The organism is Methanosarcina spelaei (assembly GCF_002287235.1).
Taxonomy (GTDB): Archaea; Halobacteriota; Methanosarcinia; order Methanosarcinales; family Methanosarcinaceae; genus Methanosarcina; species Methanosarcina spelaei.
Window position 1 is genome coordinate 24,051 of the sequence record NZ_LMVP01000068.1, and the last position, 22,877, is coordinate 46,927.

At 40.3% G+C, this 22,877-nt stretch carries 19 protein-coding genes and 1 tRNA gene; 17 read left to right on the forward strand and 3 right to left on the reverse strand.

All coding sequences use genetic code 11. The features are described from left to right. The first annotated feature begins 393 nt into the window (after window positions 1-393). The 10 genes from ASJ81_RS22625 (at window position 394) to ASJ81_RS05250 (ending at window position 14,033) form a co-directional block, all read left to right on the forward strand. The gene (locus tag ASJ81_RS22625) at window positions 394-540 is read left to right on the forward strand and encodes a hypothetical protein (RefSeq protein ID WP_170943205.1); all 147 of its coding nucleotides are present in this window, start codon (window positions 394-396) and stop codon (window positions 538-540) included. A 303-nt stretch (window positions 541-843) separates the two neighbouring features. Next, window positions 844-1,398 carry a TATA-box-binding protein gene (locus tag ASJ81_RS05200; protein ID WP_095643561.1) on the forward strand — a complete coding sequence of 185 codons (555 nt, stop codon included), beginning with the start codon at window positions 844-846 and terminating at the stop codon, window positions 1,396-1,398. A gap of 1,250 nt (window positions 1,399-2,648) precedes the next feature. Beyond that, a complete protein-coding gene (gene mtaC / locus ASJ81_RS05215; RefSeq protein ID WP_095643564.1) occupies window positions 2,649-3,425 on the forward strand; it encodes a methanol--corrinoid protein MtaC in 777 nt (258 codons plus the stop codon). Window positions 3,426-3,438: 13 nt separating this feature from the next. Next, a complete protein-coding gene (mtaB, locus tag ASJ81_RS05220; protein WP_095643565.1) occupies window positions 3,439-4,824 on the forward strand; it encodes a methanol--corrinoid protein co-methyltransferase MtaB in 1,386 nt (461 codons plus the stop codon). 54 nt (window positions 4,825-4,878) lie between these two features. Beyond that, window positions 4,879-5,463 (forward strand): acetate uptake transporter, encoded by a 585-nt coding sequence (locus ASJ81_RS05225; protein ID WP_095643566.1) that lies wholly within the window; start codon window positions 4,879-4,881, stop codon window positions 5,461-5,463. 668 nt (window positions 5,464-6,131) lie between these two features. Next, window positions 6,132-7,319: a cation diffusion facilitator family transporter gene (locus tag ASJ81_RS05230; protein ID WP_095643578.1), complete on the forward strand. Its 1,188-nt coding sequence runs from the start codon at window positions 6,132-6,134 to the stop codon at window positions 7,317-7,319. A 407-nt stretch (window positions 7,320-7,726) separates the two neighbouring features. Next, window positions 7,727-9,733 carry a hydantoinase/oxoprolinase family protein gene (locus ASJ81_RS05235; RefSeq protein ID WP_095643567.1) on the forward strand — a complete coding sequence of 669 codons (2,007 nt, stop codon included), beginning with the start codon at window positions 7,727-7,729 and terminating at the stop codon, window positions 9,731-9,733. Between the two features lie 155 nt (window positions 9,734-9,888). Next, window positions 9,889-11,814 (forward strand): hydantoinase/oxoprolinase N-terminal domain-containing protein, encoded by a 1,926-nt coding sequence (locus ASJ81_RS05240; protein WP_095643568.1) that lies wholly within the window; start codon window positions 9,889-9,891, stop codon window positions 11,812-11,814. Window positions 11,815-11,989: 175 nt separating this feature from the next. Next, complete coding sequence (locus tag ASJ81_RS05245; RefSeq protein WP_095643569.1) at window positions 11,990-12,775, forward strand: helix-turn-helix transcriptional regulator; 786 nt, start codon at window positions 11,990-11,992, stop codon at window positions 12,773-12,775. Window positions 12,776-13,244: 469 nt separating this feature from the next. After that, window positions 13,245-14,033: a helix-turn-helix transcriptional regulator gene (locus ASJ81_RS05250; protein WP_095643570.1), complete on the forward strand. Its 789-nt coding sequence runs from the start codon at window positions 13,245-13,247 to the stop codon at window positions 14,031-14,033. Between the two features lie 85 nt (window positions 14,034-14,118). Here the strand turns inward: ASJ81_RS05250 and ASJ81_RS22630 are convergent, their stop codons facing one another. Together ASJ81_RS22630 and ASJ81_RS05255 are read right to left on the reverse strand one after the other, a co-directional pair. Further along, window positions 14,119-14,289, reverse strand: coding sequence for a hypothetical protein (locus ASJ81_RS22630; RefSeq protein WP_170943206.1), 171 nt, complete (start codon window positions 14,287-14,289; stop codon window positions 14,119-14,121). 647 nt (window positions 14,290-14,936) lie between these two features. Continuing rightward, a tRNA-Arg gene (locus ASJ81_RS05255) sits at window positions 14,937-15,008 on the reverse strand. A 173-nt stretch (window positions 15,009-15,181) separates the two neighbouring features. Here ASJ81_RS05255 and ASJ81_RS05260 point away from each other — a divergent pair. The 7 genes from ASJ81_RS05260 (at window position 15,182) to ASJ81_RS05290 (ending at window position 22,233) form a co-directional block, all read left to right on the forward strand. Then, window positions 15,182-16,366: a redox-regulated ATPase YchF gene (locus ASJ81_RS05260; RefSeq protein ID WP_095643571.1), complete on the forward strand. Its 1,185-nt coding sequence runs from the start codon at window positions 15,182-15,184 to the stop codon at window positions 16,364-16,366. A gap of 148 nt (window positions 16,367-16,514) precedes the next feature. Continuing rightward, the gene (locus ASJ81_RS05265; RefSeq protein ID WP_095643572.1) at window positions 16,515-17,189 is read left to right on the forward strand and encodes an undecaprenyl diphosphate synthase family protein; all 675 of its coding nucleotides are present in this window, start codon (window positions 16,515-16,517) and stop codon (window positions 17,187-17,189) included. Window positions 17,190-17,234: 45 nt separating this feature from the next. Next, window positions 17,235-17,729 (forward strand): DUF5817 domain-containing protein, encoded by a 495-nt coding sequence (locus ASJ81_RS05270; RefSeq protein ID WP_095643573.1) that lies wholly within the window; start codon window positions 17,235-17,237, stop codon window positions 17,727-17,729. Window positions 17,730-18,263: 534 nt separating this feature from the next. Further along, entirely contained in the window at window positions 18,264-19,235 is a 972-nt protein-coding gene (locus tag ASJ81_RS05275) for a DUF128 domain-containing protein (protein WP_095643574.1), read from the forward strand. Between the two features lie 9 nt (window positions 19,236-19,244). Next, window positions 19,245-19,907: an MBL fold metallo-hydrolase gene (locus ASJ81_RS05280; RefSeq protein ID WP_095643575.1), complete on the forward strand. Its 663-nt coding sequence runs from the start codon at window positions 19,245-19,247 to the stop codon at window positions 19,905-19,907. A 380-nt stretch (window positions 19,908-20,287) separates the two neighbouring features. Then, window positions 20,288-21,028: an ABC transporter ATP-binding protein gene (locus tag ASJ81_RS05285; RefSeq protein ID WP_095643576.1), complete on the forward strand. Its 741-nt coding sequence runs from the start codon at window positions 20,288-20,290 to the stop codon at window positions 21,026-21,028. Continuing rightward, window positions 21,010-22,233, forward strand: a complete 1,224-nt coding sequence (locus ASJ81_RS05290) for a SufB/SufD family protein (RefSeq protein WP_095643577.1) — start codon at window positions 21,010-21,012, stop codon at window positions 22,231-22,233. Before ASJ81_RS05285 ends, ASJ81_RS05290 begins: the two co-directional genes overlap by 19 nt. A 446-nt stretch (window positions 22,234-22,679) precedes the next feature. On the opposite strand, the gene ASJ81_RS05295 is transcribed toward ASJ81_RS05290, so the two are convergent. Continuing rightward, window positions 22,680-22,877 (reverse strand): IS66 family transposase (locus ASJ81_RS05295; RefSeq protein ID WP_141241590.1); only part of this gene is annotated, 198 nt, incomplete at its 5' end.

Below are 22,877 nucleotides of genomic sequence, written 5' to 3' on the forward strand. Positions count from 1 at the left end.
AAACTGAACTTTAAATTTGTGTCAGACCATAATTTCAATTCAAATCTGGAAAGCATAAGAAATCAGGCAGAAAAGCTGAACTCCGAATTCATAGGGCACATTAAGCTTTCTTTCAGGCATCAGGAAAATATTGAAAAGGAAAGTGTAACTTCTGCATATAAAATTCCAAAAATGGAAGTTCTTGGTGGAACCTTAATAATCAGTTCATATTTTCCAGGTAGTTACACATTCGCTTTTCGCTCTCATTTTATGTTTTATGACACTTAATTTCCTGTACACAAGTAAACTTAGAAAACAGATGTAACTGAGCAAAAACTAAACACAAAATATCAACCATCTACTAATGCACGATCAAGCTCTTAAAAAGAAAGAAAATCTCAATTAAGAATAAAGATGCTTTCTGCAGTAATGTCCGTGCCCACAGATGAACTTATTAAAGTTGCGGATGGTAATAAGCAGACATCTAAAGAAAGGCAGCTTTCCTTCAAAAAAGTGGAAAGAAAAAGACCAGGCTATAGCCAGGCCACAATCATTTATTAAGTTGGAAAGCTTTGGCCATCCTTTATTATTTTGTTGTTATTTTTTGGAATGCCCTTCATGATGTTTTAAAGCCTTTAGCTTTGCAGTTTGGTTTGTAGCAGACCTCTTTTAACACGTGAAAATAAAATAACTCTTGCATTGGAACTTGATTATGAAAAATCAATCATTTACTGATAGACTACCAATTTTGCTATTTTTACAATACTTGCGCTAACTTTTTGCTCCATACAAACCGCTAATGTTTAACAACTTTGTGACTTAAACCGATAATAGCTTCTATAGAACATTTAAGATATATGTCTCATGGAGCATACAATAACTATAGAGAATGTGGTGGCATCCACCACCCTGGCGGAAGAGTTCGACCTGCAGAAGATTGAGGCAGGGCTGGAGAAAGCAGAATATAATAAAGCGAAATTCCCTGGCCTGGTCTACAGAATTGAGAGTCCAAAGGCTGCTTTTCTAATTTTCACCTCCGGAAAAGTAGTATGTACCGGAGCTAAGACTGTCAAAAATGCTAATATGGCCATAATCAATCTGGCTAACACGCTCAGATCCATTGGCTGTGAGAAAATAAATCCAGAACCTGAGGTTCATATTCAGAATATTGTAGCCACCGCTGATTTGGAAACTAACCTGAACCTGAATACCATTGTTATAGCCTTTGGTATGGAAAACGTAGAGTACGAACCAGAGGTATTTCCCGGGCTTGTTTACAGGCTCGGGGACCCCAAGATAGTAGTGCTAATATTCAGCTCTGGCAAACTGGTGATCACAGGCGGCAAGTCTCCCGAAGATTGCGAGAAGGGACTGCAGATTATAAAGAAAGAGTTTGATAACTTAGGACTTCTTTATTGAATCTTTTTAAACTCGAGAGTAAGAATGATGGGTTTTTCAGCCTGGCAAAGATAAGGACACCAAAGTAGGAAGAACAGTTCCGGTTTGAAAGTTTCCTATTGAGGACAGTTGCGGCATGAACATAGATAAATGATAAAGGAAGAATGTTTCCTGTACAGGACAACCGTGACCTGGCACGCAAAAATTATATATAGGATAAAATAGTCATCGCCCCCTGTCAAGAAGATGACCCTCAAATAGAGAGGTAAAGTACTCTTTCAGCTATTTGGAGAAAACTGACTACGGATCAGCAGCAGAATTTCAAACAGTTATAAAGAGGCATACTTAATGAAAAATTCAATACAGAGACGGAATAACCTCCCAGGAAAATAGCTTGTCTCTGTTTAAAAAAGAGTTGAAAAACGGCAAAATAACGAATCTAAATAAACACCAGAGAGTTAAAAGATCGGAGTTGTGAAAGTTCTCAAGCAGTTCCCACCAAAAGCAAGAAGTTATGGGATTTCTGAGGAGAACTGAACAGGAGATTCATTTCACTTGTGTGCTTTCAAAAACATACCTTGATCATCCAATTTTGCCTTCTCAAATTTCCAGTAAGAAAACAAATCTACTTGATAACCTCCTCGCTCAAAATAAAAACCTCCTTATCTTCACCCCCTGCAACGAAATTTCCTTTGAATGAAAAATAATTGTCACATAAATTTTGATCTCATTGTTTAGATCAAAGAGGGCAAAAAAATACTCCTTTTTAATAAAATCATTTGCAGAGAAAATTGAGAAGAGAATTATAAAATTATAACGATTCAAAAATTAGCATCGGTGAAGGTATATGCAATAAAATCTAACTGTGATCTGCAAGTGCATCCCGGAATACTAAAGGGAGTACACTTATCAGAATTAACTGGAAAAAAGATCATTAGAGCCAGGAAATGGAAAATAAAAAATATCTGGACCTGGCAACTAAAGAGCTTTCTGAGAAGACTTAAAAACGGGAAAAATAACTCAAAAGCCCTTTTCAGAAAGCTTGAAAAACGAGAGAAAGGACTGAAATCCAGATTCTGAATAACCAGTACACCACTTAAAGTTATCTAGTTCCCCCAAATGGAAAGAATTCGATCTGGAGGTTTTCGAATTTTTTGACATTGTATATAAGAAGTATCCGGCAAAAAAGCTTGAGAACTTCAGGGAGATGTAACTTGCAGGGTCAACGATCTGAGCAATCCGAGACCTTTTTGATAAATGGAGGTTAAAATATGTTGGATTTGAAACTGGAAGACATCGATGGCATATTAGTACGCTACAACGTCGCCCTCGAAAAGGAAATGACCCCTGATGAAGCCGCAGAAGAGCTTTATCCAAAAGACGAACTCATCTATCCTGTTGCAAAAGCAATCTATGAGGGAGAAGAGGATGACGTAGTTGACGCACTCCAGGCTGCAATCGATGCAGGCAAAAAGCCAATCGCCCTTATCGATGATGCCCTGATGGTAGGAATGGGAGTTGTAACCCAACTCTACGATGAAGGTATCATTTTCCTCCCGAACGTTATGATGTCCGCTGATGCCATGCTTGCAGGAATCGACTTCTGTAAGAGCCAGACCACCGAAGTACCCGAGCCAAGGGGCAAGGTTGTCTGCCATGTTGCAGAGGGCGACGTCCATGACATCGGAAAGAACATTGTTGCTGCCCTTCTGAGAGCAAACGGCTACGAGGTAATTGACCTTGGAAGAGATGTTCCTGTAGACGAAGTAATCGCTGCAGTTGAAAAAGAGAAGCCAATGATGCTCACAGGTACTGCTCTTATGACAACCACCATGTATGCATTCAAGGAAGTTAACGACAAGCTCCTTGAGAAGGGAATAAAGATCCCATTCGCATGTGGTGGCGGTGCTGTGAACCAGGACTTCGTGTCTCAGTATGAACTTGGAGTCTATGGTGAAGAAGCTGCAGATGCCCCCAAGATTGCTGACGCAATCGTTGCAGGTACTAAAGATATCACAGCATTAAGAGAGGAATTCCACAAACACTGAGGAGGGAGCAAAAATGGTAAAAAAATACACTTCAATGGCTTACGCTAACGCAGATGAACTAATTTTCGGAAATTCAAAGTTCCCTGTAAAAGCAGGGCTTGGCCTTGAAATTGGTGCCGGTTACACGACTCCCGAAGTAAACTACGCCCCAAGGCCTGGAGCCGGTGCATCCAAAGAAAAACTCATAAAAGAGTATGAAAGGATCACCACCGACATTATGGCAAGGATGGTCCAGATCGGAGCTCCTTCTGTTGTTCTTGAAACTGAACACGTTCAGCAGATGTCCAACAACCCCACCTGGGGAGGAGCTGTTGCACATGCCCAGAAGACCATCATGGAAGAATACCATGACGAATATGGCATAAAGTGTGCACTTCGCCACACAATTGGTGATATCCGTGAAGACCGTGACTACCTCCAGCTCAGAGGAGACAAGTACAGCACCTTTATGGAAGCCTTTGAAGAAGTTGCCAACAATGGTGCAGACCTGCTTGCAGTTGAATCAATGGGCGGTAAGGAAGTCTTCGACTATTCTATTCTGAGAAACGACACTGCAGGTATTCTCTTCGGTATCGGTGTGCTCGGTAGCATGGACATGGAAATGGTCTGGTCCGACATTGCAGATGTTGCAAAGAAGACCGGAACTGTAGCTTCTGGTGACACAGACTGTGCCCAGGCAAACACTGCAATGTTCATTGCAGGTGGTCTGCTTGACAAGAACCTTGCCCACACAACTGCAATTGTTGCAAGGGCAATCTCTGCAGCAAGATCCCTCTGTGCATATGAAGCCGGTGCAGTAGGCCCTGGAAAGGACTGTGGTTATGAGAACAGCATCATAAAGTCCATTGCAGGTGTGCCAATTGCTCAGGAAGGCAAGACCTCAACCTGTGCCCACTCTGATCTGATGGGTAACATTGTCATGCAGTGCTGTGACCTCTGGTCCAACGAATCAGTTGAATACCATGGTGAATTCGGCGGTACCACTGTTCAGTGCTGGTCCGAGACCCTTGCATACGACTGTTCCATGATGAACGTTGCACTTAAAACCGGAAAAGCAAAGGATCTCAGAGACATTCTCGTGCTCTCGGACAAATACAGAGACCCGCAGGGCTATGTGCTTGCCTACGACAATGCCTACAAGGTAGGGCAGGCAATCGCAAAGGACGGGGAGAACAACTATCTCCGTTCAAAGAACGCAGCAATCGAATGTTGCAACATCATCGAAGAAGGTACCAACTCCGGCAAGCTCAGACTTACAAGATTCGAAACCAATGCTCTTGCAAAGGTTAAGGCTGACCTTGAAGCTCTCACCGACGATGCTGACAAGTTCATGAGCGACAACCTGACAAAGTTCAAACAAGAAGTTGCAGTTTTCAAACTCGAAAACTACGGGCTCTAAGCCCTAAACTTCTTTTTTTTGATTTTTTTTAGAAAATTGGCTTCAGGTGAAACCATGAGCGAAAACGTAGGAACTGCTACCGTAATAGTTGACAAGACTGCAAATGCTGCCCCCCTTGGTTTTACCGGACTGGGCCTTGCAGCAGTCCTGTTAAGTCTGAGCTACATCGGGGTATACCCTGTAGAATCAATGATTGTCTCGATGGCAATATTTCTAGGTGGGTTCGCCCAGGTGTTTGCAGGAATTATGTGCTGGAAAAAAGGAGATGTTTTCGCAGGGACTGCATTTTCCGCTTTTGGCCTATTCTGGTTCTCACTGGCAGGATTACTTATTATGCCTGCAATCGGATGGGCTGAAGCGTCGTCTGGAACTGCTATGGCCGCGTATCTCTTCATCTGGGGTGTTTATACCTTTGTTATGCTGATCGTTACTATGAAAATAGGAATCCGTGCCCTCCAGTTTGTCTTTGTTACATTATTTTTGTTATTTATATTGCTTGCTGTTGTAAACGCAACCGGCAGTACAGGGTTGCTTGTAATAGCTGGCTATGTAGGACTTGTCATGGGCCTTGGAGCTCTTTATACGGCTCTTGGCATGGTAATGAATGAAATCCACGGAAAAACTGTAATCCCACTCTAAAATAGTAAAACAATCAGCATTTATTGAGTAAAACCTTGAACACCTGAAGAAAAGACCTGCACCAACCTCGAGAACTGTGTTAAATCCATAAAACCGCAGGAATAAATATTAAAAAACAGCGTAAAATATTAAAAAACAGCAAAACATTAAAAAACAGTGTAAAATAAAGTTTAAGGCAGGCATAGGTCTTAAGCCTGTGTTTGCCAATCCTCCCAATATAATTAAATCCATAAAACTGCAAGAAAACAGTAAAAACAGCGTAAAATAAATTCTAAGGCAAGCACAGATCTCAAGTCTGTGCTTGCCAATCCTCCCAATATTATTGCATGAGTGGCTAACCTCTGTATTGTGACCGCGTTGTAAAATATAGGCACTCGAGTGCCTGTTTAATTTTTAGAAATAATATCGTTTTTGTTTTTACCAAGCCTTCTCAAAAAAGGCTTGAGCGAAAACACCAGGATGCAGCGTAATCAATCTATTAACGGATCGGCGTGATCAACCTACACAAAGGATGATCGAAAATCTAGCACTGCTTGAATTTGAGATACTTCCCCTAACCCTATAACCGGCTCAATGGTTGCAGCACAGCCTTTGTGAAAAAGGAATGATCGAAATAAAAAGACACGCTAGAAGGAAGATTGGAAGAACTAGTTAACGGTGAACTTCGAATGCAAGCGGATAAAAAGCTTGACGAAACCCGCAATAAAACCCGCAATAGATCTTATGTGGGGCTTGCTTTGAGTTTGACATTGACACTTTTCAAGCTGCTAGCCGGGACTTTGGGAAATAGTACTTTACTTCTTGCCGATGCAGTTCATTCTTTCTCCGAATTTATCAATGAGTGTACGAAATTTTTGGACTTTTTTATTGGAAGCAAACCTGAGGATGAAAGTCACAACTACGGACATGGAAAAATCACAACCCTCTGCGTGGGAGCAGGGGCTTTAATTCTACTTTTTGCAAGTTTTCATACAATTTCTCTGAGTTCCGGAAAACTGCTCATGTTTTTGCAGAGTAAAGAGCCCGAAACTCCTGAAATCACTGCACTCTATGCCGCAATTGCAGCCTTTGTATTAAGAAATATTATGGCTATTTTGATAGAAAATCCTGAAGTACAAGTTAAAGAGATTTCCTCGAAAGATCATGTCCCCATAAAAGACTTATCAATAATCCAGATAAAAAACCTATTAGTCGTCCATATAAAATACTTATCAATCGTCCTAATGAAATACTTATCAATAATCCAGATAAAAAACCTATTAGCCATCCATATAAAAAACTTATCAATTATCCCAGTGAAACACTTATTAGCTATCCCAATAAAAGAATTATTAGCCGTCCGGATAAAAGAATTACCAGTTATTCCAATAAAAGATGTACTGATATTTGGCTTTGTTATTGCAGGCATAGGCTGCACGTTCCTGCCTGAAAAAAGCTTTAAAATAGCTGATTCTTTCGTTGCACTTTTTTTAAGTCTCTATCTTCTTGGAACTTCAGGCAAACTTCTCTACAAGACTGCAAACGAGCTGATAGAAGCCTCCCTTGATGAGGAAAATAACCTTAGAATTAGGGAGATTATAGACAAAACCGAAAACGTTACGGGTTCCGGGGAACTTAAAACCCGCAGGATAGGAAAGAATATAGCAATTAATGCTAGTGTCAATGTGAATAATTCCCTGAATGTTCTGGAAGCTGCAGAGATAGCAAACCTGGTAGAAGAGAGGCTGAAAGCAGCTTTTACGGAAGATATATACGTACTGATAAAAATCGAGCCAGTCGAGGGAGTGAATAAGAATTTCAAAAACAAAGATAGATTCGCTAATGGGAAGACAGGAGAAAAGGCAAATTTATTTTAATAAAATAAAAACGACTCAGTACCAAAATCTAGTGATGAATGTAAAATTCAAAATCACTAGATTTTGTAATTGGTCACAATTCTTGTGATATAACTGAGGGATTGAAGTCTTTAGATATCGAATATTGATCTTGACGAAAACTGGAGTCTTCTTGCGAAATCAGATTTTCAATCAAAAAATGCAAAAATCACTAGATTTTGGAACAGAGTCATAAAAACGTAGAAAAAATAAAATAATATGGTAATAATGGTGTGAAAAAACCGGATGTGGACTTTCCGTATATAGGTTTAAATCGATACCAGACTTAAGAAAAGTATGAATTTTAACGATTGCTAAGAAATTAATTACCTGAAATTAAATAAATCTGGAAATACTGAAAGTTATCTAGTTCGCAAAAGAGGTTGAAAATGCACTATAGTCTTGGAATCGATGCAGGAGGCACTTATACTGATGCCGTTATCGTTAGGGACTCGGACGGATCTGTCATCGAATTCAGTAAAGCGCTTACTACTTATCCCGATCCACTCCCTGGAATGAAAAATGCTATTGATGCACTTACTCCGGAGTACCTTAAAGACATTAAACTGGTATCCGTATCTACGACCCTGTCTACGAATACTATCCTGGAAAGCACCGGGTTTCCAGTAGGGTTAATTATGATAGGGGATTATGTGATTCCTGAGAAACTTCCTACGGCTTACTGGGTGACAGTCTCTGGCGGGCATAACAATGACGGGGAAGAGTTACAGGCTCTTGACATCGCTTCCGTAAAAGAATTTGCCCTAAAGGTAAAAGATAAGGTTTCTGCTTTTGCGGTTTCTTCATACTTCAGTAACCGCAACCCGGAACATGAGCTTGCTGTCAAAAAAGTAGTAAAGGAACTTACAGGGCACCCTGTTGTTTGCGGACACGAACTTTCTCAGGATCTTGGAGCCTATGAAAGGGCTATAACTGCATTTCTTAACGCCCAGTTAATTCCTGTTACTCACAAGTTTATTCAGGCGATAGTCAAGGAATTTGAAATCAGAGGTATAAACGCAAACCTGTTGATGTTGAAATGTGATGGGTCAGTGGTAGGGATAGAAGAAGCCCTGGAAAAACCCATTGAGACAATATTCTCAGGGCCTGCCGCAAGCCTTGTTGGGGCATCTCATCTGAGCAGGTTCAACACCTGTGCTATGATCGACGTTGGCGGTACGAGCACGGATGTAGCCATGATGGTGAATGGGCTTCCCCAACTTAGCAATATAGGTGCCGTTGTCGGAGGCTGGCAAACCCGAGTAAAAGCTATTCGTATGGAGACCTCTGCAACAGGGGGAGACAGTCATATCTGGGTAAAAGGTGATCGAATTTATATCGGTCCTCGTCGGGTAATTCCACTCTGTCGGGCTTCGGTCATTTACCCCGGTTTCAAGGAAAAACTGAAATTGAACAAGGTTGCAAAAGGGTATCTCTGTGAAAGCATCCAGGTAACAAAATTTTATGTAAGGACCGATTTCAAACCTATTGAACTGAAGGCCGGAGAGCGGGAAATCTACAGGCATATAGGAAAAAAGCCTGTTTCCTTCGGGGATCTGCTCATAGCCCTGAAAAAACGCCCTTCTCCATCGATTCTGGACTCATTAGTCCAGAAAAGGTTAATCCAAGCAATAGGCTTTACCCCTACTGATGCCCTTCATGTGCTTGGAGAATATACCGAATGGGATATTGAGGCTGCAACAATTGGGGCTTCCATGCTTGGGAGAATACTGAAGCAGAGCCCGGAAACTTTCAGTGCGGAAGCAAAACGCAGGGTTGCCCGAAATATTGCCGAAGACCTTATTGCCTATCTTATAGAAGGAATGCCAAAAAACGAGATTGATAGGGTTCTTCTTGGAAGGAACTTTACCCGTTTCAGAGTTGAAATTCCTGTAGTGCTTTTAGGAGGACCTGTAAAGGCATACGTTGAGGATCTGAGAACTCTTATAAATGCTGATTTCATAGTTCCAGAGCACGCTGAGGTTGGTAATGCTGTGGGAGCCCTTGTCGGAAAAGGAATTAAAAGGGTAGAGATTCTTATAAAAACAAAAGTCATTAAATCTCTTGAAGGTAAGGCTGAGAATATAGATAATGAGGCTCACGAGAAGTGTACTGCAGAAAATATCTTGCCGTATGAAACTAAAAATGAGTTCATTGTCTTTTCCCCATCTGAAAGAAAGAAATTTGAAAGCTATCATGAAGCTGTTGAGTTCGCAGAAAAGCTTGGAAGACAGCTTGTTATGGACTACATGGTGAGTGCAGGACTTCAAAAGGAGAATATAAATATAGACGTAAGCCGGAAGCATCTAGCGCCAAGCGGCTGGACTGATGTGCCCCTGGAAACAAAACTTGTTTTCGTAGGAGTAGGAATCCCAAAAACTACGATTACAGCCTGAGAGGACAAAGTAAACCGGAATATCAGCAGCCGGATAATATAAACAGAAATATATATCTTGAGAATACCTTTACAATTCCGGATAAAAAGGATGTACACAGCTAAAAAAAAGGATCTGAAATGTGTAACATAAAGTAAAAATGGGGCTGTTTTGATATGCAATATAGTCTGGGTATTGACGCAGGCGGAACCTGCACCGATGCTGTAATTTTAAGAGATTCGGACAGCCGGATCCTTGATACCAGCAAGGCAATTACTACCTATCCGGACCTTATGGTCGGAATTCGAAATGCAATTGATAAACTAAATCCGGAGTATCTTAGCAAAGTAAAACTGGTATCGGTTTCCACAACCCTGTCAACAAATACCATTCTCGAAAAAACAGGGTATCCTGTTGGTCTGATTCTGGTAGGGAACTATAATGTCCCAAGAGAACTTCCAGCAGATTACTGTACTACTGTAAAAGGAGGACATGACAGCAATGGAGATGAGCTGCAGCCTCTGGACCTTACTGCCGTGGAACAGTTTGCAGTAAGCCTGAAAAAGAAAGTCTCCGCGTTTGCGGTGTCTTCGTACTTCAGCACAAGAAACCCGGAACATGAGCTTAAAGTAAAGGAAACAATTCTTAAATTGACAGGTCATCCTGTGGTTTGCGGACATGAATTATCTCAGGAGCTTGGAGCTTACGAACGGGCAGCTACCGCTGTCTTAAATGCCCAGCTAATTCCTATAACATACCAGTTTATTCATTCCATCACTGCCGAAATAAAGAAAAGAAACCTTGATGCGAAAATCTTTATGCTGAAATGTGACGGCTCGGTTATAGATATAAAAGGTGCAAAACTACGCCCCATTGAAACCATATTCTCAGGCCCTGCTGCAAGTATTAAGGGAGCTTCTTACCTTTCAGGGCTGGATACATGTGCCGTAATCGATGTGGGGGGAACAAGTACGGATGTTTCCATAATAAAGAACGGAGTCCCTGAGCTTTGTGAGAAAGGAGCAGTTGTAGGAGGCTGGCAAACCCGAGTAAAAGCAATAAGAACAGAAAGTTCGGCAAATGGAGGAGATAGCCATGTGTGGTTTAAGAAATGCATCAGGATAGGCCCGAGAAGAGTTATGCCACTCTGCGTTGCTGCTGTACTGTACCCTCACTTTAAAGAAAAACTTGAAAATAATCCCGTGCCCTTAAGAACTATGCTCAGTGAGCATACTCAGCCCACAAAATTCTTTGTCAGCACCGGAGCAGACCCTATTAGTCCTACAGAAAGCGAGAAGAAGTTACTTGAAATTATAAAAGACGACCCTCTTTCTATTCACGAAATTTTAAATAAAATGAAGCGGTTTCCCTCTCCAGCAGTCCTTGATTCACTAGTTCAGCAACGTGTAGTCCAGGCTATAGGCTTCACACCGACTGATGCCCTGCATGTGCTTGGGGAATATACCGAATGGGATGTGGAAGCTGCCCAGATAGGAGCAAAAAAACTTTCGCGTTTTACTCAAATGGGAGTTCATGCTTTTTGCAAAAAGATAAAGCAGCAAGTTGCAAAAAATATGGTTTACAATTTGATGTCTTATATCATGGAAGGCAGGGGAAAAGAAGGGATAAAGAAAATGCTGGAGGAAGATGTTCCTGTCCAGTACAAATTAAATATTCCCATAGTCCTGCTCGGAGGCCCTGTAAAGGCTTATTATGAGGATATCAAGGCACTTATTGATGCAGAGATTATAGTTCCTGAGCAGGCTAGCGTAGGAAATGCAGTTGGAGCTCTAGTAGGAAAAGGAATTAAAAGAATTGAGATAATTGTAAGACCATCCTCAATGGAAAATCCAGACCAGAACTTCCTGGTATTTACCCCTGCAGGAAGGAAGAAATTTGAGCAGTATCAGATGGCAGTAGAATATTCCTATAAAACTGGCGAAGAACTTATTCTGAACTCAATGAAAGATTTTGGACTTCCAGAAGGCTCAATAAAAATAAGCACAAGTATGGAATACCTTTCTCCACCTGGCTGGAAACATACGCCAATGGAAACAAAAATAACTTTTATAGGTGTCTGTACTCCGGGGGACTTAGTTTAATAAATCGAATATTATTTATATATAAAAGTTAATTTAAAAAGCTGGAGAAATATTCAATTTGGAAAAAACAGCCAGAGAAATACTCAATTTGAAGAAGAACAGCCAGAGAACCAGCCTGCCGGAAAGAAGGATCGGCTACAACTGCAAGTTACTGAATAACAGGAAGTAAGAGAACATGGATTCTTCACTTATTGATCTTGTTTTCCGCTCCGATAAGAGAAAAAACCTTCTTATACTGCTGGATAGCGGCTCAAAAAATATTGACGAAATCAAGAATACACTGGACGTTACAGCTACCTCGATCCTACCTCAGATAAAGAAACTGATCGATCATGATCTTATTGTCCAAGAAGACAAAATGTATAAACTCACAGTTCTGGGAGAATTCATTATCAAGAAGATAAAGCCCCTAATAAGTGCTCTTGAAGTAATTGAGAAAAATAACTCATACTGGACAGGTCACGATCTGAACGCAATCCCACGCCACTTGCTGGAACGTGTATCCGAATTAGGAGACTGTACCTTTATAGAGCCGGACCTTAATCACATATATGAACCTTCTCAAGAAATAATTGATAGTATGGCCAATGCAAAGCATGCTTCGACTTTTGCTTCATATTTCAACCCTGCCTATCTTCCCCTGTATGTTGAACTTGGCAGAAAAGATGCTGAACTTTCCCTGAATTTTACTCAATCTGTCTGGGACCATCTATCAAACGAACACTCAAATATGATAAATGAATTAATGGGTATGGATAATGTAAGCCTGTATGTTTCCAAAGAAGGAATAAAGCTTACTGAGATTACCGTGACTGATAGGACAATGTTGCTGGGTCTTTTTGATAAAAAGGGAAAATTCGACCAGCAATTCATTATAAGCTCCGAATCCAGTGCTCTTTTATGGGGCCAGGAACTGTTTGATTATTTCAAGAGGCTTTCCAGACAAGTAAATAAGATATGAAAAGATACAGAGCTATATAATCCCCAACTACTTTTAAAATATATTAATATTAAGTTAATGAGGGAAGTACGCCATAAAAACTGTCAGATAGAAGTTTTTAGGAACTAATCAAAGGATAATAAAAATAATATATTTACAAGTAATATTATGGTATTATGATATTATGATATTATGGTATTATATGATATATGATATTATGGTATTATAATATATGATATTATGATATTAAGTTATACGAAATTATGATAGTATGACACATAAAAAAATGGTAATTTTCTTTGTATCACAAGTATAAATCTCAAAAGCCCTCAAAAATGAACCCCCAAAAGAACCCCAAAATTCTCCCACCCCTGAATATCCTTATCCCATCAAAAACTACAATGGCGTGGATAAAAAATTCAGAATGTTTTAGTATAGAGATATATATGATGTCACATATAATAGGATGAGACCTAAGAGAGGGAATTAGATGGATTCATCACTACTGGATGTTCTCTTTCTTTCAGAAAAAAGGAAAAATCTACTTTTACTGCTTCTGAACGGACCTAAGAACATCGAAGAAATCAAAAATACACTTGATGTCCGCTCAAGCCCAATAATGACCCAGATAAAGATACTGATGAAGCAGGACCTTATTGTTGAGAACAACAGGCTCTACAAACTTTCCAGTATCGGAGAGATTCTAGTTCCGAAGATGAAGACAATTCTTGAAACATTTAACGTTTTTGATAAAAACCACGACTACTGGATAAATCAGGATATGACATCAATCCCTCCTGAGTTTCTCGACGAGATAGGAAATCTTGGAAACTATATTGAAGTAAACCCTGACCGAAACCACGTGTTTGAATATCCAAAAGAAGTTGTAAAACATCTGTCAGAATCGGAAAAGGTGAGAATTTCGTCCTCCTTTTTCCTACCCATCTATCCGTCACTTTGCATCGAACTTGCCGCAAAGGGCACGGACATAACACTGGTGTTTACAGAATACGTTTATGATAGAATGCTCAATGACTACAAAAAGGAACTTGAACATTTCCTGAACCTGAAACATACCAAACTCTATGTCTGCAATAATAATAATATGAAAATTGCTTCAAGCATAGTTACGGAAAAGTTCATGGCACTCTCTCTCTTCTGTAACAGTGGAATTTACTACAATCATAACCTGGTAAGTTTTGATGAAAGCGCACTCAAGTGGGGAAAAAACCTTTTCAATCACTACAAAGGTATAGCAAGACCTATAACCAAAGTGTAAAAAATCAAGACATTAATATTTCTATATTACTTTACTATGGTATACGTTTTCTGTTTTGTTCTCCAATTCGTGTTTTCTAGCCTAATTAATAAAAGGACATGCCTCCAATAAGTTTAACCAGATCAATTTTTACTCTGTACTCGCTAAAGCAGTTCAGTATTTCTTCAGGAATCGAATCTTCAATTATAAAAAAGAACTTTTGTCCTCCTTCCAACCGATAAAACTTACTTTCCGCAGATGTCCCTACAATTTTCACAATTTTTCCCGTTATCGTTTTTGTCTGGTAACTGCATATAATGTCAGAAGAATATATTTTTAAAACGTTCTACGATTTTCGACATTTTTACCTTCAATGAAAACTTTCAGCTAGATTTTCCAAAACTTCAGTTGATAATAACAGGAAATTTTTGAGAAATTCTCCAAAACCGATAGCAGGAAAATTGTTGTTTTTTGATGACATCTGCGGAAGGTCGGATAAAAAATAACCTTTGAACTTAAACTCGTCTACCTCATTTTCGGATAACTTTACCCATAAATTTCATGTTCAGGATGCCAGGTACACAGATTATATCGAAAATAGATCTTACAAACTTCAGCAGTACCTTTCATTAAATAGGAAATTAACTGGCTGAGCAGGTCTGCTCTATGCCCGTTACGGAACCAAACTAAAAGAATTATTATTAAAGTTTCAACTCCCGATAAGCATAAAGGATAACTAATAATTAGGATAGATACCCTTATTGGAGAACACTTTTCAGGAAGACGCCTCAAAAGCTATTGTCATTATCTTTCGCTTCACATTTGCATTCTCTGCAAAACAATGCTTCCTGCCTAAATTTCTACCTAAAGCAGTATGTTAAGATAAAGAGAAGAATAAAAAAAGAGAAGAATAAAAAGAATTTACGTCCCGACTGAGACTTGAACTCAGGTCTAAGGCTCCGCAGGCCTCAAGGATATCCACTACCCTATCGGGACACAAGCGAGCAACACTGATAAGCACATTCAAGGATATAAACTTTATTCTTCAAGAGACGACCTAACCCCTAATTCTCAGATCTGAGCTCGGCCCGGAAGTTGAAGAAAAAATCCTATTTCTTCGACATCACTATCAATAAAGATTAAATGCAACAAGTTCGTTTTTATAATTTATGTCAATGACTATAGGACTTGCAGGAAAACCCAATGCGGGGAAATCCACTTTTTTCAAAGCTGCTACACTTGCGGACGTTGAAATTGCAAATTATCCTTTTACAACTATCAATGCTAATCATGGAGTCACCTATGTTCGAGTTGAATGTCCCTGCAAAGAGAAGGAAAAGAGATGCGGAAAGTGTGTGGACGGAGTGAGGCTTGTTCCGATTGATATAATTGACGTTGCCGGACTTGTCCCTGACGCATGCAAAGGAAGGGGACTTGGGAATACTTTTCTGGATGAACTCAGGCAAGCTCAGGCAATTATTCATGTAGTAGATGCCTCAGGCGGGACTGACGCTGAGGGCAACCCTGTAGATATAGGAGATCATGACCCTCTTGAAGATGTAGCTTTCCTAAATAGGGAAATCACAATGTGGCTTTATGGCATTCTGGAAAGAAACTGGGCCAAACTTGCCAGAAAAATTCAGGCTGAAGGGCTCAAACTCGAAGTCGTAATTGCAGAACAGCTTGCTGGAGCAGGAATAAGAGAGTCCCATGTTAGTGCAGCTTTGATAGAAACAGGGCTTTCAAGACTTGACCACGTTAAATGGAGCGAAGAAGACATGATCCGGCTCTGCGACACAATGAGAGAAATTAGCAAACCTCTACTTCTCGCCGCAAATAAAGCTGATATCGCTTCAAGAGAAAACCTGGACAGGCTTAAAGACCTTGATAGAATAGTAGTCCCTGTAAGTGCAGCAGCCGAGCTGGCACTTAAGTCTGCAGCAAAAAACGGGCTCATTAAATACAGTCCAGGAGACAGAAAATTTGAAGTGCTTGACGGGGACCTTACAAAAGCCCAGAAAAAGGGGCTCGAAGCTATTTATAAAGTTATTGAGAGACTTGGCAGTACAGGTGTCCAGGAGTGCATAAACAGGACTGTCTTCGAGCTTCTAGACCTTATTGTTGTATATCCTGTAGAAGATGAAGGAAAATGGTCCGATAAAAGTGGGAATATGCTTCCTGATGCCTACCTTATGAAAAGAGGATCTACCTGCCATGACCTTGCTTACCAGATCCATACTGATATAGGAGACCGATTTTTATATGCAGTAGATGCAAGAACAAGGCTCAGGCTTGGGGAAAAGCATGAACTGAAAAATGGTGATGTAATCAAGATTGTATCCACTGCAAAGTAAACAACAAAATAATAACCTGATAAACCGAAAATGTTGTTATCCGAACAGGTAATTCGGAGCAGGTCTGGAAAGGACTGTGAAGTTAAGATGAAAAATAGAAAAGATGAAATAGTGGATTGCTTTAGCTTGTCAGGGAGGATATTTTCCAGTGGATCTACGTTCTTTTGCATATCCGATTTATGAAAGGTACCTGACCTGGCAAATAGCCAGGGAATTCTCAAATCTTCCCGGACATGTAGCAATCATACTCAAAGAAACTGACCTTTTTGACCCTGAAGGAATAGAGAGGCTCATATCTACACTTAGTATTTTTAGAAAATTCGGGGTTCAAATCGTGAGCATCTATGTTGACATCCTGAAAACTGATCCGGCTTTGAAAGCCGAAGTCGCATCAACGCTCAAAGCACAGCTGGAAAAGAGCTTTTCTAGCCTTCCTGCTGGCGCAGGTTATAGAATTTATGGCGCTGACGGAGAGATAAATAGCACTGTTCCTGGAAAGGACTTTTTTGTTTATGTATCATTGGGATTTGGAGGAAGAGATGAAATTATGAGGGCTGTACTGACTATCCTTTCCAAAGTTGAAACCGGAACTGTCAGGCCTGAAGAGGTGGATGAAAAAATGCTCGAATCTCATCTCCTTGTCAACCACGAACCTGATATCATGATTCGTTCTGGAGGGCAGAATCTTTCGGATTTTCTGGTTTGGCAGTCAGTTTATTCGGAACTTTATTTTACAGATGTTAACTGGAAAGATGTGCGAAAGGTCGACCTGTTGAGAGCTATGAGGGACTTTCAGAAAAGAAAGAGAAGATACGGAAGGTGAGTTGAGCTGGAATCCGGACAAAAACGCAAAAATTTTCGCTATGCAGTGATTGTATGCCCAAAATGCCGACAGCATGCCCAGATAATAGAAACTGGAAAAAAAACACTGAAATGCCAGAATTGCGGTGCTCTCCTGCAAACCCGAAAACTGAGAGTATTTCACTTCTCCGAAGATCTTGAAGATTCAGTGCTTTTTCGAACTCGTCTGCAAGCTGAAATATCAGGAAAGGGCAGCGAAGACTTTTCAGTGAATTTTCCCTCCACCGAGTCTGAACCTTTAATCCCTGAAGTTAAAACTCCCATAAAAGAACTTGAATTTCCAGAAAAAAATAATTCCAGCTTCCTTCCTGCAACAAAAGACCCAAAATTAATCCTTCTCAAAATTTTAAAAATTACAGGTGGGAAAATAGAAAAAGAAGAACTTCAACAGAAAGCCTTTGAAAAAGGAATAACTCAAGAGAAATTTGAAACAATTCTCAAAAACCTCCTGGAAACAGGAGAACTTTACTCCCCTCAACCAGGAATTATAAAAATTGTATGAAATATCAATAATTTCAACACAAAACCCACACAAACTAATAACTAACCCAGAACTCGACAACCAGATCGAACAAGGAAAATCCAATTCAAACGGAACAGCCACTGAAAACACGTAAATTAGCAACTTTTAAATTAGTCCATCTGAGTGAACCAAAGACATTGAGCTTATCCCAAAACATTATCTAATCTACTATTACCGCCAATATTATAACTCCTATTCTGGTATTATATTGGTTTTGGGATAGGCTCATTCTATATCGAAATTCGTTCTCCTCAACAAAAATTGAAAAATAATTTTTCTTACATTACTCAGTCCTCTTGAGCGAAGCGAAAGAGGCAACATGCTCCCGAAGCGCAATTTAGGAGATAAAATATATTAACTACGAAAAGATTTACTATAATTGAATATAAAAAAGAACAGAATCTATTTCAGGCAAGCTAAAAGATATAGTGTTTGCTCGAAAATGTTTGAAGAGTATAGAATTTTGTCATGATTACAGATAATGTTTTATCATAAAGTATAACGGTGTTAAACATGATGGATCCGCAAATTGAGCGAAAACTCATTGAAATTATGAGGGTGATTCACGAAAGTGACAAGCCTATAGGTGCCCGGGCAATAGCTGATGAACTTAATAACCGGGGCTATGATATAGGAGAGCGGGCTGTCCGCTACCATCTAAGGATCCTGGACGAGAGAGGGTTCACAAGCAAGCACGGGTATGCAGGACGTACACTTACCGAACTTGGAGAAAGGGAGATGAATGAAGCCCTCATAGCAGACCGCTTTGGTTTTGTAATATCCCGAATAGAAGAGATGGCTTTCAGAACCTCATATAACTCCGAGACCAATGAAGGAGTAGTGCCTGTAAATATTTCATACTTTGATAAGGACGATTTAGAAACTGTTATTGAAATTGTTTCATACACTGCACACGAAGGGTATATGATAAGCCCAAGAGTGAGAATAATCGAAGAAGATGAAGAGCTGTTTTCCCTGCCTCCCGGAAAAATCGGAATAGCTACGGTCTGCAGCGTTGCTTTTGACGGGCTCCTTCTCAAAGCGGGTATCCCTGTAGAACCTGCCTACGGTGGAATTCTTCAAATCGAAAATCGAAAACCTGCACGGTTTTCAGATTTGATTTCCTACAGCGGAACCTCAATTGATCCCATACAGATTTTCATGAGCAGAAAGACTACTTCTGTCCTTGAAGTACTTGAAAAGGGAGAAGGCAAAATCCTTGCCAATGTTCGACAAATCAATTTATCAGCTTACGAAAAAGCAAGAGAAATTATGGAAAAGGCAGAAAAAGTTGGCCTTGCAGGTTATTTTCCTCCGGGAGAAGTAGGCGAAACCCTACTTGGAGCGCCTATAGAAACCGGAAAGTTCGGGATTGCAATCGTAGGAGGCATTAATGGCATCTGCGCCCTTGAAGAGACCGGAATTAAAATCAAGACGAACCCTGTTTCTACTGTTATGGAATATAAAACCATGACAGAAATCTGAGGAAACCCGATGTTCAGGCTTACTGTTATCTATGACAACAAAGCCAGCCAGGGCTTTACGGGAAGCTGGGGTTTTTCAGCTCTCATTGAAACTAGTTGTGAAACCCTTCTTTTTGATACCGGATGGGATGGGCTTCTCCTCCTTAGACATATGAAGAGGCTCAACATTGATCCAGAAGGTATCGAAAAACTGATTATCTCTCACCAGCACTGGGACCATATCGGAGGCCTTCCTGAGGTTCTTCAAGCAAATCCTGGGCTTGAAGTCTATGTTCCTGCTTCTTTTTCGGAGAATCTTAAAAGAGAAATTGAGAAAAGAGCGATTCTTACCGAAATAAAGGAGCCTGTAGAAATCTCTCATGGTATCAGGAGTACAGGAGAACTCGGAGACAAAATAAAGGAGCAAGCGCTTATTCTAGATACAGGAAACGGATCTTACGTACTTACAGGCTGCGCTCACCCCGGAATTTCCACAATCCTGGATACTGCCAGTCAGTATGGAAAAGTAAAGGGAATTCTTGGAGGGCTTCACGATAACGAGGAGTTTGAAAGGCTGAGAGGAATGGAACTCATAGCAGCAGGGCATTGTACTGCTCATAGAGAAAAAATAAAAGAAATTTTTCCGGCAAGTTTTATAGATATTGAAGTCGGTCTGCGCATTGACCTGGAATAAATTGAAAGACTCTAAAGAATCAAAAGCTTCTGTTTTAGAAATTTTATTTTGTAGTCCTGTATCTTAAGTTCATTTTATTAATTTCTGGGTTTTAACTCTTTAATTTTAAAAATTACAGGAAATTTACAGAAAGTTTACAGAAAAATTTACAGAAATTAGTAAAGAATCTATAGTTAGAAATAGAATGTCCTATAAAAAGAATATAGTATTTGGTGGGAAATAACGGAAGGTGGGAAAAGACGCTAAAATTGTCCGGCTCTTGACGTTTTTCCAGCCATCTGAAGTGAATTTTGAATAAATTTATTTTCAAGCATTATTTTTTCAAGCGGACGAAAATAGAGGGGAACCATATTAAAAGTGAGATAAAGGGAGAAATGTCGATGCTAAAAATAGAAGATCTGACTGTAGAGGTAAACGGAAAACTTTTGCTTCATGACGTAAACCTCGAAGTCAAAAGAGGATATACTAATGTGCTTTTTGGGCCAAACGGAGCCGGAAAGTCAGCTCTGATGAGAACAATCATGGGTTTCAGTGAGTACAGAGTTGTGAAAGGTAGAATTCTGTTTAACAGGACAGATATCACCGGGCTGCCAGTAGATGAACGAGCCAGACTCGGACTGGGAATTATGATGCAGCGCCCTCCAGATATGTCCGGAATTAAACTGAAGGATCTTGTAAAGGTTTTATCGAAAGGAACTAATCCAGAGACTCTTGCCAAGAATCTTGATATGAAACGCTTTATGGACAGGGATGTGAATGTGGGCTTTTCGGGAGGAGAAATTAAACGTTCAGAACTTCTGCAGCTTGCAGCCCAAAACCCGAGCCTTTACCTGCTTGACGAACCTGAATCAGGAGTGGACCTCGTAAGCATAGAACAGGTAGGAATGACAATTAAGGGACTGCTTGAAGAAGGGCTGAATTGCCCTGGCGAGAGTTGCGAGAAAGGTAAATCTGCCCTCATAATCACTCACACAGGCCAGATTCTTGATTATGTAAACGCAGATAGGGGATACATCCTTTGCAATGGAACGGTTATGTGTTCAGGAAACCCCTTGAAGATGCTGGAAGAAATAAAGAGTAGAGGGTATGAGGAGTGTATAAAATGCAGACTGATGAAGTGAACCTGAAAAAGCGCGCTGAAAGCGCAGTCGAGAAAAAAGCAGCTTTTGGAGAAGATATAGAGCTGGAAAAATTTGAAGAAGGTTCCAGAGTTAGCAGGCCTATAGAAGACCTCCAGACCCTTGACGAAGAAAGCAAAAGAACACTTCTTCAGGTAGGAGTAGTACCTAGCGAGGAAGGCCGATCTGGCAGTCTGCTGGTGCTTGATAATGCAGTATCGCATTCTTCCCTGAAAGACAAAAATGTAGAACTTATGTCTACCCAAAAAGCCCTGGAAAAATACGAATGGCTTAAAGATTACTCCTGGAAGCTTGTATCTGTTGATACCGATAAATATACGGCAAAAACTTACCTTGAAAATGCGGATGGATACTTTATCCGGGTGCCTGCTGGAAAGAAATCGTCCTTGCCAGTTCAGACATGCCTTTTGCTTGGTAGAGATAAAGTTTTCCAGACCGTACATAATATTGTGATAGTCGAAGAAGGCGCCAGCCTTGACATAATTACAGGTTGTACGGCTAAAAAGGGAGTGAAAGAAGGTTTGCACCTGGGAATTTCTGAGATGTACGTAAAAAAAGGAGCTACCCTGAATTTCACAATGATTCACAACTGGGCTGAGCAGATAGGGGTCAGGCCAAGGACAGTAATTAAAGTCGAAGAAGGAGGAACCTACGTAAGCAACTACATCTGCCTGAAACCTGTCCGTTCTGTGCAGACATATCCGACTGTCAAACTTGAGGGAGAAGGAGCAGTGACCAGGCTAAATACTATAGCCATTGCCCATCCCGGTTCCGAACTGGATCTCGGAAGCAGGGCGATATTCAATGCGCCTGGCACAAAGGCTGAGCTTATATCGAGGACAATTACAATCGGCGGAAGAATAGTTGCAAGAGGAGAAATGATAGGCAATGCAAAGGGAGCAAAAGGACACCTTGAATGCAAAGGACTTGTCCTTACCGACAAAGGAAGCCAGCTTGCAATCCCAATCCTTGAAGCAAACGTAGACGATGTAGAACTTACTCACGAGGCAGCCGTTGGAAAAATTGCTAAAGACCAGGTGGAATACCTTATGGCAAGAGGCCTAACCGAAGATGAAGCTGTAGGCATGATTGTGCGCGGGTTCCTGGATGTCGGGATAAGGGGGATTCCTGAGGAGCTGAAAACTGAAATCGAAAATACGATTACACAGACAGCCTTTGGAATGTAATTCTAAACGAATGTATCCCAAATAGAATATAGGATAGGTCCGATTAAAAAAGAAGGGCTGAAAAAACAGTCTCAGTTAACGTCAAATGAGAGTATAGAAAAGAACTGAAGAATAAAGCTTCTTCAGACCAGAATATTCCGGAACTGAGCTTGTGAAGCCGGCAGGGGGAAAATTGGGTGTATAAAACCGGCAGGGAAAAGGAAAAACCTGCCGGTCCTTTATTGAGTGTTTGTGGATTTTAATGAGCTAAATATAAGAAGACTAGGGTTTTCCTATGAAAAAGAAAGGGCCGCGTACGCGAGTTATTGATCAATTCCTAAAAAGCAAGTACATCCATCTAATTTGAGGAAAAATGTAGAGAGAGTCTTATGCATATTTTTTCAATAACTCATACCCACTACCAGAAAAAGAGTAAATGGAAATTTTGGAAAAAATAAGGTAACTATTCAGGGTATAGTTAGCGGCGCTCCTTTGAGCGCCGCGAGAATACCCTCTAAAACAGGTAAACCATTCTTTCTTATTGTGGAAATATATGCTCTAATTCTGCAGAAAGCTTCCGCTCCCCGTGTAGTTCTGAAAGTTCCTGATATTTTCTGTTGTAGCTTCATCATCCTGACATCTCTTTCTGCTTGATTATTCTCAAA

Excerpts from the sequence above, each read along its gene's own strand:
- ASJ81_RS05260 (WP_095643571.1), top strand. The coding sequence starts at position 15,182 with ATGTCAATGACTATAGGACTTGCAGGAAAACCCAATGCGGGGAAATCC.
- ASJ81_RS05240 (WP_095643568.1), top strand. The coding sequence starts at position 9,889 with ATGCAATATAGTCTGGGTATTGACGCAGGCGGAACCTGCACCGATGCT.
- ASJ81_RS05285 (WP_095643576.1), top strand. The coding sequence starts at position 20,288 with ATGCTAAAAATAGAAGATCTGACTGTAGAGGTAAACGGAAAACTTTTG.
- mtaB (WP_095643565.1), top strand. The coding sequence starts at position 3,439 with ATGGTAAAAAAATACACTTCAATGGCTTACGCTAACGCAGATGAACTA.
- ASJ81_RS05275 (WP_095643574.1), top strand. The coding sequence starts at position 18,264 with ATGATGGATCCGCAAATTGAGCGAAAACTCATTGAAATTATGAGGGTG.
- ASJ81_RS05250 (WP_095643570.1), top strand. The coding sequence starts at position 13,245 with ATGGATTCATCACTACTGGATGTTCTCTTTCTTTCAGAAAAAAGGAAA.
- ASJ81_RS05235 (WP_095643567.1), top strand. The coding sequence starts at position 7,727 with ATGCACTATAGTCTTGGAATCGATGCAGGAGGCACTTATACTGATGCC.
- mtaC (WP_095643564.1), top strand. The coding sequence starts at position 2,649 with ATGTTGGATTTGAAACTGGAAGACATCGATGGCATATTAGTACGCTAC.
- ASJ81_RS22625 (WP_170943205.1), top strand. The coding sequence starts at position 394 with ATGCTTTCTGCAGTAATGTCCGTGCCCACAGATGAACTTATTAAAGTT.
- ASJ81_RS05225 (WP_095643566.1), top strand. The coding sequence starts at position 4,879 with ATGAGCGAAAACGTAGGAACTGCTACCGTAATAGTTGACAAGACTGCA.
- ASJ81_RS05290 (WP_095643577.1), top strand. The coding sequence starts at position 21,010 with ATGCAGACTGATGAAGTGAACCTGAAAAAGCGCGCTGAAAGCGCAGTC.
- ASJ81_RS05280 (WP_095643575.1), top strand. The coding sequence starts at position 19,245 with ATGTTCAGGCTTACTGTTATCTATGACAACAAAGCCAGCCAGGGCTTT.
- ASJ81_RS05200 (WP_095643561.1), top strand. The coding sequence starts at position 844 with ATGGAGCATACAATAACTATAGAGAATGTGGTGGCATCCACCACCCTG.
- ASJ81_RS05230 (WP_095643578.1), top strand. The coding sequence starts at position 6,132 with ATGCAAGCGGATAAAAAGCTTGACGAAACCCGCAATAAAACCCGCAAT.
- ASJ81_RS05245 (WP_095643569.1), top strand. The coding sequence starts at position 11,990 with ATGGATTCTTCACTTATTGATCTTGTTTTCCGCTCCGATAAGAGAAAA.